The sequence below is a fragment of the Olivibacter sp. 47 genome, assembly GCF_030372825.1.
GTDB classification, from domain to species: Bacteria; Bacteroidota; Bacteroidia; order Sphingobacteriales; family Sphingobacteriaceae; genus Olivibacter; species Olivibacter oleidegradans.
The window spans coordinates 4,740,916-4,755,093 of sequence record NZ_JAUCNR010000001.1 but is presented as its reverse complement, the minus strand read 5'-3'; the positions used below and the strand labels follow the sequence as shown (position 1 = coordinate 4,755,093).

Annotated in this window: 12 protein-coding genes; 6 read left to right on the top strand and 6 right to left on the bottom strand. The window is 38.9% G+C overall.

The genetic code is table 11. From position 1 onward, the window contains the following. Positions 1 to 36: 36 nt before the first annotated feature. A complete protein-coding gene (locus tag QT327_RS20610) occupies positions 37 to 3,021 on the bottom strand; it encodes a SusC/RagA family TonB-linked outer membrane protein (protein ID WP_198140328.1) in 2,985 nt (994 codons plus the stop codon). 224 nt (positions 3,022 to 3,245) lie between these two features. On the opposite strand from QT327_RS20610, the gene QT327_RS20605 reads away from it, so the two are divergent. Further along, positions 3,246 to 4,268 carry a GntR family transcriptional regulator gene (locus tag QT327_RS20605; protein ID WP_130856173.1) on the top strand — a complete coding sequence of 341 codons (1,023 nt, stop codon included), beginning with the start codon at positions 3,246 to 3,248 and terminating at the stop codon, positions 4,266 to 4,268. 142 nt (positions 4,269 to 4,410) lie between these two features. Next, positions 4,411 to 4,575, top strand: a complete 165-nt coding sequence (locus QT327_RS20600; RefSeq protein ID WP_165446973.1) for a hypothetical protein — start codon at positions 4,411 to 4,413, stop codon at positions 4,573 to 4,575. A gap of 621 nt (positions 4,576 to 5,196) precedes the next feature. Here QT327_RS20600 and QT327_RS20595 read toward each other — a convergent pair. Both QT327_RS20595 and QT327_RS20590 read right to left on the bottom strand, forming a co-directional pair. Further along, the gene (locus tag QT327_RS20595) at positions 5,197 to 5,859 is read right to left on the bottom strand and encodes a DUF5009 domain-containing protein (protein ID WP_289553903.1); all 663 of its coding nucleotides are present in this window, start codon (positions 5,857 to 5,859) and stop codon (positions 5,197 to 5,199) included. A gap of 17 nt (positions 5,860 to 5,876) precedes the next feature. Next, the gene (locus tag QT327_RS20590) at positions 5,877 to 6,632 is read right to left on the bottom strand and encodes a hypothetical protein (protein ID WP_289553902.1); all 756 of its coding nucleotides are present in this window, start codon (positions 6,630 to 6,632) and stop codon (positions 5,877 to 5,879) included. Between the two features lie 150 nt (positions 6,633 to 6,782). Between QT327_RS20590 and QT327_RS20585 the strand changes: the two genes are divergently transcribed. Further along, the gene (locus tag QT327_RS20585) at positions 6,783 to 7,472 is read left to right on the top strand and encodes an RluA family pseudouridine synthase (RefSeq protein WP_165446972.1); all 690 of its coding nucleotides are present in this window, start codon (positions 6,783 to 6,785) and stop codon (positions 7,470 to 7,472) included. Between the two features lie 11 nt (positions 7,473 to 7,483). Here QT327_RS20585 and QT327_RS20580 read toward each other — a convergent pair whose 3' ends face one another. From QT327_RS20580 to QT327_RS20570, 3 genes are all read right to left on the bottom strand, one after another. Beyond that, positions 7,484 to 8,293, bottom strand: coding sequence for an AraC family transcriptional regulator (locus QT327_RS20580; RefSeq protein WP_130856169.1), 810 nt, complete (start codon positions 8,291 to 8,293; stop codon positions 7,484 to 7,486). Between the two features lie 171 nt (positions 8,294 to 8,464). Then, entirely contained in the window at positions 8,465 to 9,145 is a 681-nt protein-coding gene (locus QT327_RS20575) for a PALP domain-containing protein (RefSeq protein ID WP_130856168.1), read from the bottom strand. Between the two features lie 514 nt (positions 9,146 to 9,659). Continuing rightward, on the bottom strand, positions 9,660 to 10,064 hold the full coding sequence (locus tag QT327_RS20570) for a hypothetical protein (RefSeq protein ID WP_130856167.1): 405 nt from the start codon (positions 10,062 to 10,064) through the stop codon (positions 9,660 to 9,662). Between the two features lie 285 nt (positions 10,065 to 10,349). On the opposite strand from QT327_RS20570, the gene QT327_RS20565 reads away from it, so the two are divergent. The 3 genes from QT327_RS20565 (at position 10,350) to QT327_RS20555 (ending at position 14,114) form a co-directional block, all read left to right on the top strand. Then, positions 10,350 to 11,435: an aldose epimerase family protein gene (locus QT327_RS20565; RefSeq protein ID WP_242627195.1), complete on the top strand. Its 1,086-nt coding sequence runs from the start codon at positions 10,350 to 10,352 to the stop codon at positions 11,433 to 11,435. A gap of 125 nt (positions 11,436 to 11,560) precedes the next feature. Continuing rightward, entirely contained in the window at positions 11,561 to 12,718 is a 1,158-nt protein-coding gene (locus tag QT327_RS20560) for a PepSY-associated TM helix domain-containing protein (protein ID WP_130856165.1), read from the top strand. Positions 12,719 to 13,040: 322 nt separating this feature from the next. Then, positions 13,041 to 14,114 (top strand): glycosyl hydrolase, encoded by a 1,074-nt coding sequence (locus tag QT327_RS20555; protein WP_130856164.1) that lies wholly within the window; start codon positions 13,041 to 13,043, stop codon positions 14,112 to 14,114. Positions 14,115 to 14,178: the final 64 nt, after the last annotated feature.

Here is a 14,178-nt window from a genome sequence, read left to right as displayed (position 1 = left end):
CGTGTCGGGTTCATCTGTTTACTTTTTAGAGAGCACTTAAAAATTCACCTGAATACCCGCTATGAATGATCTGGCTTGCGGATAAACCAAATTATCAACCCCAATCTCCTTGTTTGAACCTGCAAAAGTGTTTACCTCCGGATCATAACCCGAATAATCAGTAATTGTAAAAAGATTATTGCCACTTACGTATATTCTCAGATCACGCAATACACCTTTTAGTCCTGACAATCTATATCCCAAAGTCACATTACGTAAGCGTAGGTAAGAACCATCTTCCATGGAGTAATCGCTTATCGGCAATCTTCCCCCTACGAAAGGACTGACATATTGATTGCTGTGATTCTCCGGTGTCCAACGATTCACCACCCCTTTAAATAGATTCCGTTGCCCGATGGGGTTTTCAAATGACAGTCTACTGATGTTATAAATATCATTGCCCTGTGTTCCCGATAAGAATACGCTCAAATCGAAGTTTTTATAGCTTAAATTGGTAGAGAAGCCATAAATAAATTTAGGATTAGGGTTTCCTGTAATGATTTGGTCATTCGAATTAATAATTCCATCATTGTTGATGTCCTTTACTTTATGCCCACCTACTCGGCCATCGTAGCCCGGAACAATCTCCTCTGCACTTTGGTTGATTCCATCAAAGACGTAGGTTTTAAAAACACCAAGCGGCTCACCCACTTTGAGCAGTGTATAATTTGTAATGAACCGCTCCTGTGTCACGCCGCCATCTAAATCCAGCACTTTATTTCTGTTTATCGTCACATTAGCCGCTACCGACCACTTGAAATCGCCCTCAAAAATTGTCGCATTCGCCGCCAGTTCTACTCCTTTATTCTCCAAGGATGCATAATTCCCCGTCATGGTAGGATATCCGGAAGATAAAGGAAGGGCCAGCACATATAGTAAATCGTCTGTACGTTTATGATAATAATCTCCTACAAACGATAGCCGATTGTTAAATAAGCTAAGATCCAGCCCAATATCCAATTGCTTCGATTTTTCCCAGCGTAAATTTGGGTTCGCAATACCCATCGGCCCGATCGCGGTAAGCCATGTATGATTCATATTATAGCCACCATTAGAAGCTACCGTTGCGAGCGACTGATAGGGTATAATACCCCCAGCATTTCCACTGATACCATAACTAGCGCGGAGTTTTAAATCAGATATCCCATTTATATCCTTTAGAAAAGGTTCTTCAATTACTCGCCAGGCGCCGGATATAGCGGGAAAAAAGCCGTATTTATTATTAGCTCCAAATTTGCTTGATCCATCCACACGTGCTGTAACATCCAAAAAGTATTTGTCTCTAAATCCGTAGTTAACCCGCCCCATATAAGAATCCAATCTTTGCGACGTTCTTTCGCTCAATACCGTCCGGTTTAAAGCAAGCTGTAAAGCTTCATTTGCCGTCGCATCATTTGGAAAGCCCGTTGCGCTGATCCTGTTCATTTTATATTTTTCTGTTTGCGTAGCAAACAAACCCGTAAATTTCAAGGAATGATCTTCACCAATTTTAGTTGTATAGGTTAATAAACTCTCATGTAGCAAGTTAAGATAGTCGCGATTTTCCTTCGACCCCGAACCCGAATTCTCATTAATATCAGCAGCATTTAAAATAGACAAGGGAGAGTAGTTATCATATAAACGGTTCTCAATATCCGAATTAAAGGAGGCTCTGTAAACCAAACCTGGCAAAATCGTATATTCGCCAAATAAATTGATCAAGGTCCTTTTAATATTATTTCGCTGTAAGATTTCGGTGAAATTGAGCGGGTTTACTACCTCCCTATACCTACCATTTCCTTGCTCGCCAAATGGAAATACTGAACCGTCGGGTTTATACGCCTGCAATACTGGTGGAGCACCAACAGCTGCTCCCAAAACACTTCCGGTTACCACCCCGCCACCATCTAATGTTTCGGCACCCGCATTAACACCATTATTCGTAGAATAACTACCTAAAATACTCGTTCCTATTTTCAGGCGATCACTAATTTTATGATCCACATTTAAGCGATACGAATAACGTGTGAAATCAGAATTCACAATAATTCCATCCTGCTTAAAATAATTTAAGGATAGCGATAACTGTGTTTTTTCGTTACCTCCATTTATAGCTAACTGTTGGTTATTAATAGGAGCACTTTGAAAAATTAGATCCTGCCAATCTACGCCCTCACCCAAAGATGCAGGATCTGGATAATAATTATCTTTAAACACCTCATTCTCTAATGTAGCAAATTCAGTCGCATTTAATAGATCAAGTTTTTTACCTACCTTCTGTATCCCATAGTAACTCTCCAGCGCAATGCGGGTAGCACCTTCTTTGCCTCTTTTTGTAGTAATCAGTACTACGCCATTCGCCGCCCGCGCACCATATATAGCAGAAGCCGAAGCATCCTTCAGTACCTCGACCGATTCAATATCATTCGGGTTAATCGTAGAAAGCGGACTGACATCATTAATACCCCCACTGTTTGAAATCTGTATTCCGTCTACAATATAAAGCGGTTCCGAATTACCATTGATGGAGTTCGTTCCCCGTATCCGTACACTCACATTTCCTCCCGGCGAGCCTGAATTTTGATTAATCTGAACACCTGAAACCCGCGATTGAAGTCCTTGCGCCACATTCACAACCGGCATCTGGGTCAGCTCATCAGCTTTTACGGAAGCAATAGAACCCGTCGTCTCGATTTTTCGTTGGGTACCATATCCCACTACCACAACCTCATTCAATAATTCCTTTTTTTCTTTCAACAGTACGTTAAGTAATGTTCGATTTTCTTGAAACGTTTGGGTTTGCGTTTCGTAGCCGACCAACGAAAAGGTTAGAGTTCGGTCAGAGGGTTCTAATTCAAGTATGTACTTTCCCTTTGCGTCCGTTTTTGTTCGCTGTTGTTTCCCAGCCACCGATATAGTAACGCTAGGTAAGGGTTGTCCAGTTATTTCATCCGCAACTACACCTGAAATTGTTCGTTTTTGTTGCGCCGACACGGTTCCCATTCCGATTAGAGCGCAGAGAAAGATTAAAAAAAGCCTACACATGGTTTCATTAATTTAGTTTTAATTGGTATGGTCTGGTCTGGTAAGAAAACCACATCGCAATATTAGGAAATCAATTTCAAATTCCAAACATTTTTTTTAATTTCGCTTGCCAAAGTGTTTTTATAAACCAATTATCTTCAAGAAACCTGGTTTGCTTTGGTAGGAATAACACCTTAACGTATATGGAAACTAAAAACCTGCAAGAGAACAGAGATTCTTCAGCGCAACGAATGAAATACCTACAGCTCGTCGACCATATATTGCAATTAATTGAAAGGAGTGAACTACAGTTAAACGAGCGCTTACCCTCACTTAAGCAATTTGAGCATCAGTTTGGTATCAGTAAGGAAACGGTTCTAAAAGGTTTGAACTATCTGCTCGAAAAAGGAATTATTGAGTCGGTTTACAGAAAGGGGTACTATGTGCGGAAAAAATCAGTTGATCACAGTTTTCGCGTTTTTCTCCTGCTTGATAAAATGAATCTTATGCGAGACAAATTTTATCATACGCTGTTTGAAGCCATTAAAGATAAAGCAGATATTGACGTTTATTTTCATCATCATAATTCCAAGGTTTTCGAAAAACTTATTACCGAAAACATTCACAGTTATACGCATTTTGTAATCGCGGCTTACCTTAAAGAGGATGTTTCTACCATATTAAATAGCATACCTGCTCCTAAAAGGATCTTGATAGATTTCGACCAAGCTCATCTTCAGGGAAATTATTCTTCCATTTATCAGGACTTCAAGTCTGATATTTACGATGCACTATCGGAAGTTGAAGCGCAGCTTGCAAAATATAAGCAGTTGATATTAATTGTGCCACCTGAAGCGTTTCATGCTCGTTTGGTCATCGAAGGTTTCTTGCAATTCTGCCAGGAGCATCAATATCCTTATATTATTCAACACGAGATTTCGTCTGCCAACTTTTATAGAGGCAATGTATACATAACCTTTAGCAGGTATGACACAGATGATGTAGCACTCATCAAACTTGCTCGCAGAAAAAAATATCGTCTAGGCGAGGATATTGGTTTAATTTCCTATAACGACACGGACGTCAAGGAAATCCTGGAAGGAGGCATTACTGTAATTTCATCTGATTTTGAGGCGATGGCAAAAAAAGTAGCAGAAACTATTGAAGGAAAAAAAATTATTAGACATCGTAATCCAACAAAGCTTATCTTAAGAAACTCTCTTTAATATAGGCCTATTTCGTGCGACGTAGTTCAAGAATAATTTTCCTCCATCGTATAACACCTCGCTTTTTTGAGAAATAATGCTCCAAAAGTGTTGATTGACAAACCGTTTCAAAAACCTACATTTGCTTACCTAGCGAAATGTGATGCTAACACTATTTTATATTTATATGCGATACCGAGGGGAGGTCACCATCGTGCTCCGGGAAGTAAAGGCGGAAGAAGTGAATAATTTAGTCAACGCGCTTAACTTATTAAGCGACAATGGAGAGGTTTTTTACAAAAAGGCCGCACCAGCAAGTATCAACTAGCTGTACCACAACGAATAACGCTAACCATCATGATAGAGCGAATTGCTTCGGCAATTCGCTTCAATTTATATTCGTTTACTTTTAATATTATAATTTTAAGCGTATATGCATACGTGTTAAGAGCCAGGCAAATCCAAGCATAAGAAAAGCCCATATCATCGAACCTCCTATCGCCAATAATTGACTGGATGTTTGCTTATAAAAAAAAGAGATCCCCCAACCCCAACAGACGAAATAAATGACATCCGGAGCCAAATAGGTTGTTAAGGAGTTTCTTCCTGCAAAACGAAATAAATTACCCCAGCGCGTACTATATCTTTTTATATCAACCAAAAAATATAAAAAACATATATTAAAAGACTTATACCATTACAGACGAATGCCCAGCTTGGTGTCCCGCCAATCTTAGATAGAATAAACCAGTTTCGAAGAAAGAATCCCAACAGTAAACTGAACGTTCCCATTAAGCTAATTAGGAATACGATCTTCTCCTTTGCAAGCTTCTCACTTTTGATTAGAATACCAACGATTACCCCTATTAGAACAATAGAGGGAATATTGCCGTCAAGTACTACCCCAAATACTGAATTGATCATTTCGGGCCAAACCAGTGTACCCGAGCTAGACAGTACATTCAATATAACAAAAAAAAATCCATAAACAAAGAAGTGCTACTATTTGTCCATTCAATAGTAGGCTAGCTAAAGCCGCAACAAAATATCCCCAACCTATTAATCCTAAAATACCCCACCAACTTGTTTCTAACCACAACACATTTCCAGGCTCACCCGCCCTAAAAATAAAAGCGAGTATCAGCATGATTACCAGTCCCAATCCTTTTAATGCAAAAAAAATTCGCTGCTCCTGCCGGTCAGGATAGTTATTCCAAATTAAAAAAACACCCACATAAAGCAAAATTGCCCAAGCATACCTGCTCATTCCGGTAAGCAATTCGTTTAAACGTTCTATATTAACGATATAAACACCAATAATAAGTAAGCTCAGGGTACGCACCGCGATATGTCCGATTATTTGCCTCTTCGATTCTCCCTCATTCAGTCTAGAACGGATCGCATATGGCACTGACACTCCCACTATAAATAAGAAGCCGGGAAACACCCAATCCGCCAGTCCCATTCCATCAACATCCACCTTTGTATGGAGTAACCAAGCAGGGACTCCCGGTTCGAACAAATCGTTCACAAACAACATCAGCAGCAACGTAAGACCACGCATGATATCAACTGACAAGATTCTTTCGGAAGCAACTTTCTTTACGTTCATATTGCTATGTATTAGCTTTAACGGAATTGTTGATTTTTTGATGGTCTATAATTTTTCTTCTTTTTATTATTCCATTCCTTAGGCTGCCATTGATAGGTATTAAATCGATATGCAAAATTATAAAACAACCCAACTTGGATGTTCAGTGAGGTTGCCAGATGTGCCCAGACACGGTTGTATCTATTCTGTTCTTCTCTTTCAACCCGATCAATAACGCTTGGGTCATACTGTTCTTTATGAACCATTTCAACCTTGGTTTTGGCGGTGGGAATAAAAAATCCACCATTCAGATTGAGAAAAAGACGTTCAGTAAGCGCTAGCCGGCCAATCCCCATACCTAAATAAGGTCTTACTTTACCCAAATCAACTTCGTAATACTTTTCCCTCGGTTCACCAATCACCCTGGATTCCCTAAATGTACTCATCTGATGTTTCAAAAAGTAATAGAAACCAAAAGCAACAAACCACTTCCGCGCAAACCAACTATTCCCTCCAAAAAGCGGTTGCCAATCCATATTCACGCCCGTTAATGTCCGCTGTGGTTGATATATTAACCCATGATAGTGTTTGCGCACTTCAGGTAAGTAATTTGCTTGCCACCTTATACTCAAATTATTATAAATCGGATAATTAAATTCGACACCAATACCGGCTGAACCTAATTGAACGCCAAGAGAAGTAGCAAAGGCCGTATGTGATGGGTACTGGCTTTGGGCAATGACACCAGTAGGCAAAAAATGGAGTAAAAGTAGGTATATTATGGTTCGTAGCATGGCTTTTTTAATGACCCAATGAATATAGCAATAACTAGGGTATCAAGCAATTACAAGTTAATTTTTTTCGTCTATGTTAGATTTTCCTTTCTTATATAGCCGAAATGATCTTTTTATTATCTTTGCATTGATATCGTGCGAATGCTGTTTATGCCTAAAATAGATCAACATATTCTTTACGAAGATGAGCACCTAGTTGCTATCAATAAACCATCCGGTTATTTGGTAGAGGCCTCTGCCAAAGAAAAAAGAGCATTGGAGGAAATGCTGAGTGCTTATTTAAGTGAGAAGCATCATAAGGACATACAAACGCGCGCGGTCCATCGGCTTGATCGCAGGGTAAGTGGATTATTACTTTTTGCTAAGACACCTGTGGCTCTCGAAGGCATGATAGCCCTCTTTAAAGCCAGACTGGTTGAAAAGACTTATTGGGCTATTGTCGCGAATCCTCCCCTTGTCCCATCTGACAAACTAGTTCATTGGCTGACGCGCGACAAAGAGCAGAACATCAGCTATACCCATAACGAACCCCAACCCCATAGTGTCAAAGCAGAATTGGCTTATCGCCTCTTAGAAAAAGCGGACGATTTCTTTTTAATTGAGGTATATCCCTTTACGGGTCGCACACATCAGATCAGAGCGCAGTTAGCAGCCATCGGTTGTCCCATAGTTGGCGACTATAAATACGGCTTTCCACGCGAGAAGCCCAGAAGAGCTATCGCACTACATGCCAAGCAATTGCGTTTTCCACATCCTATCGACCATCGATCGGTTTACTTGGAAGCGCCGATTCCCGACGCACAATTATGGAATAGCTTTAAGCAAATTCCTTCTCTCTAGGATAGGCGAACTTAATCAGAGCGTCTTTCTTGAGTACGATAGGTACTCGGCGAGACACCACAAAGTCTTTTAAATACCTTATTAAAATAAGAAGGATCTTTAAATCCCAGTTCAAAGTTGATCTCTTTTATGGAACGACGTGTAGTAGTAAGAAGCCGTTTTGCCTCCAGTAAGGTTCTTGCCAGCACAATATCATGTACAGAAGAACCCAACACCTGTCTGGCAATCTTATTTAAACGCCAAAGCGGCACATTCAGTTCTTTTGCATAGAAACTCGAATCCTTACGCTCTTTGTAATACAGCTCGACATTTCTTTTCAAATGCTTTATTAACGTCCATTCTTCTTTTAATAATCGGCTATCTCTACTTCTCATCTGAATGGCCTGTGGATAAACCCAAATTAAATTGATTAATTTTGCAATTAGAAAACCCAAAGATTCCTGCTTCCAATTTCGCTCCAATATTTCCCAAAGCGATTTAAAATCCAATAACTGTATATCATCCGGATCAAAAAAAACTTGAGGTATGAACAACCACTCCAACAAGATGTTCTTTCCCCTATTTTCTGTTGAATTAATCAGAAATTCTTCCGTAAAATGTAAAATATACCCTGTCTGCGGCAACTTAACAAACGATACTTTTTGGCCGGGCATCATATAAAATACTCGATTAGTTATAAGCTCATACTCCTCACAGTCGATCTTTAAAACACCTTTACCCCCTGTTATCCAAAGAATTATATAGCATTCAGCATCAAGTATTAAAGCTTCTTTGATTCGATTGTGTCCCTGAATACGCGTTAGCTTTGGATTTAATGGCATAGATTGAAATTGTATTTAAATTTTTGTTAAAATAAAGGAAAAAACAATCATCATGCTAAAGAGTTTTAGAAATGGAGAATGCCTTACATAAAGGACATCCGTGCTTGTCTGCCAAAAACGGCAATGTACTAACGACAGGGATCTGTAATGAATATATGGGAAGTAAACGTTTTACATAAGCATCTCATTAACGACCCGATATTCTAAAAATGTAATCCTATCACTATAGTAATTAACATCACTTTCTGCCTGATATACAAGTTCTTTCGATTGATCCTCGTTCCAAATACCATGCAGGAGTGTAAGTGCTGTAAGTTCATTTATTGACATCATCTTCAGGCAGATGGCGGCCAGTAAGTTAACCCCCGACCGGGCATCTATCTGTAATCCAAATTGAATGGCTAGTTTTTGAGCAAGGATGATACCATCCCCATGGGCTAACTGTATCAAGCCTTCTTTCTCATCAGCTTGTGTGATATCCGAACGGGGCTTAGGCATAAAAAGTTCCCAATTTTTTTGCTTCAAGAGACCGTGTTCACTCGCTCTCAGTTTGTAAATCTCGGTTGAAGGACTGAAGGTCCGTAAATACGCTTCGACATCATCCAAGTATACGTTATGGTCATTATCAACGAAGAAATCGGAGATTCCTGTTTTGTTATAGGATCCTAATTTCAATTTCATATCGCCTTTCGTAAAACAGCCTTTTCGCGGAAGACGGATATATTCTCCGTAAACAATTCCGGTCACACCACAACTTTGATAGTGAATTTCCAATAGCGAGTTATCGGTTGAGGCGTCTGGATGTGCATAAAAAGCGTTACTTTCATCAATAAGAAAATGTTTATCAGTCATTTTAATTGTATTTCGGACTTGTATAAATCATTTAATCGGACAATCCAATAGGTTAGAGCTGCTGTCTCCCGGAAAAATTTGTACACAAAAAGCTTCTAAAAGTACGTAAACAGCAAATGTACTATATGGATGCTTTGCAAACGGGTGTTTTTATCATAAAAAAGGGTACTTTTTTCACGCTATTGCACACTAGCCGTTGCTCACTATAGTAAAACAGGGAATAAAGAAATTGCTTATCACAATATCATGACTGTGATTAATAGAAATATCAGACGTAATTTACATCACTAAGTGCTAATTAATAGCTGCGTTTCGTAAACAATTTCATCTCCAGAGATAGTATCAGGCTGTTGATCATTGCTTATACAAATAATATCGTGTTCTTGTTATCCGCTGTAAAACGGAATGTGCGATCAGAGTTCGAATTACACTTCAGAAAATCTTTGACAATTCTGAATGGTTAGGTCAAATAGAATAATATGTTTAATCCAAAACTTAAACATCGCATAGCCGATTAGCTCTCATCGTCTTTTGGCATTTCCGAGATTTCATCAAGGCAAACGATGTCTCCTGGCTGGTTAATCAAATAGTTTATATCATAATAATGCAATTTGCCTAATCTATTAGCCACATCATAGCTATAAATTGCCTTAATATGCATCATGACATCACCCTCTTCATGCGGGCTATAAACATACGTCATAGGTTGCGAAGGAAATGCTGCAAACTCCTTATCATCAAAAAAAATAGCTGCATGGAACATTGCACCATGAATAGGTCCTTTTTCTAAAGAATGGCAGAAGTGGCCGATATCGATTTTTGTCACTAAATGATTTACTGAAAACAATTGAATCAGGTAAACCTTTGAAGCATTTGTTTCAATTCGTTTTTTAACAAAAGTTATTTCCTTTGTATCCATACAGCGACATTTGAAAGCACCTTTTTAATTAAAGATAACACAACTTAGCAGTAATCTTTGTCTTCGGTAACATTTTTTCTGCAATTTTGTTAAAATTTATTTTAGCAAGCAAAAACGTCAAACACCTCGAGATCTTAAAAAGTCTCATATCCTCGCGTTAACAGAGAAATTCTAATAATAGCATGGTTTTTTGTATGTTTGGTAGTTAATAAGCCTCGTTTCATGCTAAATCAAAAATACAACTTTTTCCTGTGCATTTTCATAATAACGGTTGCTACGTCATGTATGCAAAAAATTCTTGATTCAAAAGCAAAATCGGACTTAAAAAGTGCCAATTTTAAAGCACTTGTTAACGGGGACTCCACTCATCTATACGTTTTAAGGAATACAAAAGGCATGGAAGTAAGTATTACGAACTACGGTGGCCGAATTGTTTCCCTTTTAGCACCCGACAAAAATGGTAAATTATTGGACGTTGTTCTAGGCTTTGACAATATCCAGGACTACCTTGCTAAACCAAATTCTTTCGGGGCTATCATGGGACGTGTTACTAACCGCATTGCCAACGGCACCTTTTTATTAAACGGAGACACCATTAAAATAGACAAAAATAACGGACAACATGCCATCCATGGTGGGAGTAAGGGGTGGCGTCAACAGGTATTCCGAGGCTCACAACTAAGCGACAGCATGCTGGTACTTTCCTATCTTTCACCTGATGGAGAATCCGGATTTCCGGGGAATGTTAAAGTAAAGGTGCGATATACGCTCACAAACGAAAACGCCTTAATCATCAATTACGAAGCAGAAACTGATAAAAGTACCGTTATCAATTTAACAAACCACAGCTTTTTTAATTTAAGCGGTAATCCTCAAAAAACAGTGCTTGACGATATTCTCTTTGTAAGAGCTAAACATTTTACCCCGGTAGATTCCAACGCCATTCCTACTGGTGAAATCCGCTCCGTCTCTAATACCCCTTTCGATTTTACCGTTCCAACCAGTATAAGAAGCGCCATAAATAGAGATAGCACTCATAAACAATTGGTGTTTGTGTCAGGTTTAGATCACAACTGGGTATTAGATACAGATGGAAATCTAGAGATTCCCGCCGCAAGTGTATATTCTCCCACAAGCGGCATCAAATTGACTGTTTTCTCTAACGAGCCCGGATTACAGGTTTATACGGGTAACACGTTAGATAAGACGCAAAAAGGAAAAGATAATATTCCCTTTCAGAAATATGGCGCTATTTGCTTGGAAACGCAACATTTCCCCGACACACCCAATCAACCAACCTGGCCATCCGTTACGCTAAACCCCGGTGAACAATATAAAAGCACTTGTATTTATCAGTTCAGTATTGAATAGCTACCTGATCCCATTGCCTCTCAAAGCCTTCCCTGAAATCACAAAATAATTTGTGAATATCTGCGCGATATCGTTACTTTGTTATTTAGATTTAATAAAAATAAATATTTCAAGAGGCTCCGTCCATGAAGAAAGCTAAGAAAATCTTTGCCTGGTTACATTTATGGGTTGGTTTAACAGTAGGTCTCATCTTTAGCATCGCCGCAGCTACCGGAGCTATATTAGTTTTTGAAGATGAACTCGACCCCCTACTCTATCCATCTTTATATTACGCACAGTCAAACAATGATGCTTATCAACTCCCTTTATCCATTGACAGTTTATATAACTTAGCTCTTCAATATGCGAAGGGTGCAGCAATTAACTCTTTGGTAATACGGGAGAAAACGAACCATCAAGAAGCCGTATTCTTTCAAACTCGGGGCGATCGTTTGACACGACACCTTTTCTCGATTAATCCCTACACCGGAAAACTTCAACAAGATATCAAAGGAAAGCAACATCTCTTCACATTTTCAGAAGAGCTGCATAGACAATTGCTAATGGGTAAAACAGGAAAAGTCATTACAGGCATCTGCTGCCTGTCTTATTTAGTCATTTTAATCACAGGATTATTCTTATGGTGGCCTAAAAACAGTAAAATTCTTCGACAACGTTTAAAGATAAAATGGGATGCAAAATTTAAACGCGTAAATTGGGATTTACACGCAGTAGCAGGTTTCTATAGCCTTCCTATTTTGTTTCTAATCGCCTTCACTGGGCTAACATGGAGCTATAAATGGTTTAATAATGGCATTTTTTTTATATTTGACGGGAAAGGACCTCAAAAAGAACTGATTCACAGCGGAGAGAATAAATCGCAGCAAAAAGGATCACTCGAGCAAATGTACAGTCAAACCCAAAGATTGCTTCCTTATTCAAGCGATGTAACCTTATATTTTCCGGAAGACGCGATAAATCTCGTTCGCGTGAGCAAAGAGCAACATCATGCGTCAATAGCTAATGTAGTAGACCAGTTATTTTTCGATCGAAACACAGGAGAACTTGTCAAAAAAGAATTATATGCCACGCGTTCAAAAGGTATGAAGGTACGGCGTTTAATTTTTCCTATTCATACCGGCAGTCTTTACGGTTTACCTACCAAATTACTCGCATTTCTTTCTTGCCTAATTGGCTCCAGTCTTCCTATAACAGGATTTATCATTTGGCTAAAAAGAAAGAACAAGAAGAAAAATTCAAAGATCAAGAAGCAGGTTCATAACCACTACGAAATAGTGAATTAAGCTTCGCCAAATATCAGTTCCTCCGCATCTCTTCTTTCAACATACCGCATCTCCTGTTAATTATTCGATTGATCGTTCTCAACCATCAATTTGACAATTAGAAACCAATATTTCCAAGCAATAAAAGTGCTTTTAAAGGCACATAAAGACCGAAATTTCACATTCTCACATTTATCACATTTTATATACATTTTTATACATATTTTTACACTATCCGACCGAAACTTAGAGAATATGTTGCGAGCAACTAATTTTTTCAGCCCGATCCTACCGTTTAAGAGCGCCATATCTCCATGTTTCTTCAATACTTAAAAATTGAAATATGAAGCAGGTTTTACGTAAAATTTTAAGCAGTGCTATAATGCTAGCAGCCTTAGCGTGCGGCAAAGATCCATTTCCCGGAGGTGGCGAGAGCGATCTAGAACCCGTTCCGCCGCCAGACACATTGGTAACACCAGGGCCCGACACTTCAACAGCAAGAAAATTCTTTTTCGGCGCAAATGGGCATCCTGTTACACAAGCAGCATACAAAGCCTTGTCCGCAAAGGAACAACTGGAATTAATAAAATCTTTAGGGTTCAATATATATCGAATTGACATAGCGGTTGATGAAAATGGATATAGTAAAATGCACAATCGTTTAATGGAATTTTGCCGGCTCGCTGACGAAATGGGCATTGTATTGCTCCCAATGTTATATCATGTACAAATGGATTTCGATGGTTTTGAACAAGACTCGTACGAATCTGGCTACCAAAGAGGGCGAAATTTTGCCGCAATTTACAAAGATTATTTTAAGTATTATAACATAGCTAACGAATTGGACAATCGATGTATATTACCAAAGATGTCCGGCACATTGTCGTCTCACTATGATTTGAAAAAGTTTAAGATAATTGCTGCACACCTTAAAGGAATGAATGACGGAATAAAGTCTATTGATTCCGAAGCAGAAACGATGGTTAATGCTTCTTGGATGCACTATCGTTATTTGTTAATGTTGGAAGATTATGGTGTGAATTATGATGTAGTCGCCTATCACTGGTATGACGAAATGGACAAACTAGCCGCCAAAACTTATAACATTGACGATATAACGCAGTTCCTATGCACGAAGTTCTCAAAGCCGATCTGGTTTACAGAAGTTAATATAAGAAATACAATGGGAAACGTAGCTGACGATGTTCAAAGTGCCTTTCTCAACAAAATGTACATGAAATGTAAAAGCAACCCCCAAGTAAAAGCAATGATGGTATACGAGCTATTTAATCAACCTGTCTTTAATAGCATTGAATCGCATTATGGCCTTTTTACCTGGACTCAGCGTTACAAGCAGTATCAGCCTAAGTTGTGGGCAGAAGAACAGATACAACGAATAGCCTTTTCTATCCCATAAAAAATACTGCTTATCTCTGGCGAGATAAGCAGTTTCTACATTGATCAAGTATCCAACCGTAACC

Bases quoted from the DNA above. Each gene is read 5' to 3' on its own strand.
- QT327_RS20580 (WP_130856169.1), bottom strand. From the start codon at position 8,293: ATGCCATTAAATCCAAAGCTAACGCGTATTCAGGGACACAATCGAATC.
- QT327_RS20590 (WP_289553902.1), bottom strand. From the start codon at position 6,632: ATGCTACGAACCATAATATACCTACTTTTACTCCATTTTTTGCCTACT.
- QT327_RS20565 (WP_242627195.1), top strand. From the start codon at position 10,350: ATGCAAAAAATTCTTGATTCAAAAGCAAAATCGGACTTAAAAAGTGCC.
- QT327_RS20555 (WP_130856164.1), top strand. From the start codon at position 13,041: ATGAAGCAGGTTTTACGTAAAATTTTAAGCAGTGCTATAATGCTAGCA.
- QT327_RS20605 (WP_130856173.1), top strand. From the start codon at position 3,246: ATGGAAACTAAAAACCTGCAAGAGAACAGAGATTCTTCAGCGCAACGA.
- QT327_RS20600 (WP_165446973.1), top strand. From the start codon at position 4,411: ATGCTAACACTATTTTATATTTATATGCGATACCGAGGGGAGGTCACC.
- QT327_RS20560 (WP_130856165.1), top strand. From the start codon at position 11,561: ATGAAGAAAGCTAAGAAAATCTTTGCCTGGTTACATTTATGGGTTGGT.
- QT327_RS20610 (WP_198140328.1), bottom strand. From the start codon at position 3,021: ATGGGAACCGTGTCGGCGCAACAAAAACGAACAATTTCAGGTGTAGTT.
- QT327_RS20570 (WP_130856167.1), bottom strand. From the start codon at position 10,064: ATGGATACAAAGGAAATAACTTTTGTTAAAAAACGAATTGAAACAAAT.
- QT327_RS20595 (WP_289553903.1), bottom strand. From the start codon at position 5,859: ATGAACGTAAAGAAAGTTGCTTCCGAAAGAATCTTGTCAGTTGATATC.
- QT327_RS20585 (WP_165446972.1), top strand. From the start codon at position 6,783: ATGCCTAAAATAGATCAACATATTCTTTACGAAGATGAGCACCTAGTT.
- QT327_RS20575 (WP_130856168.1), bottom strand. From the start codon at position 9,145: ATGACTGATAAACATTTTCTTATTGATGAAAGTAACGCTTTTTATGCA.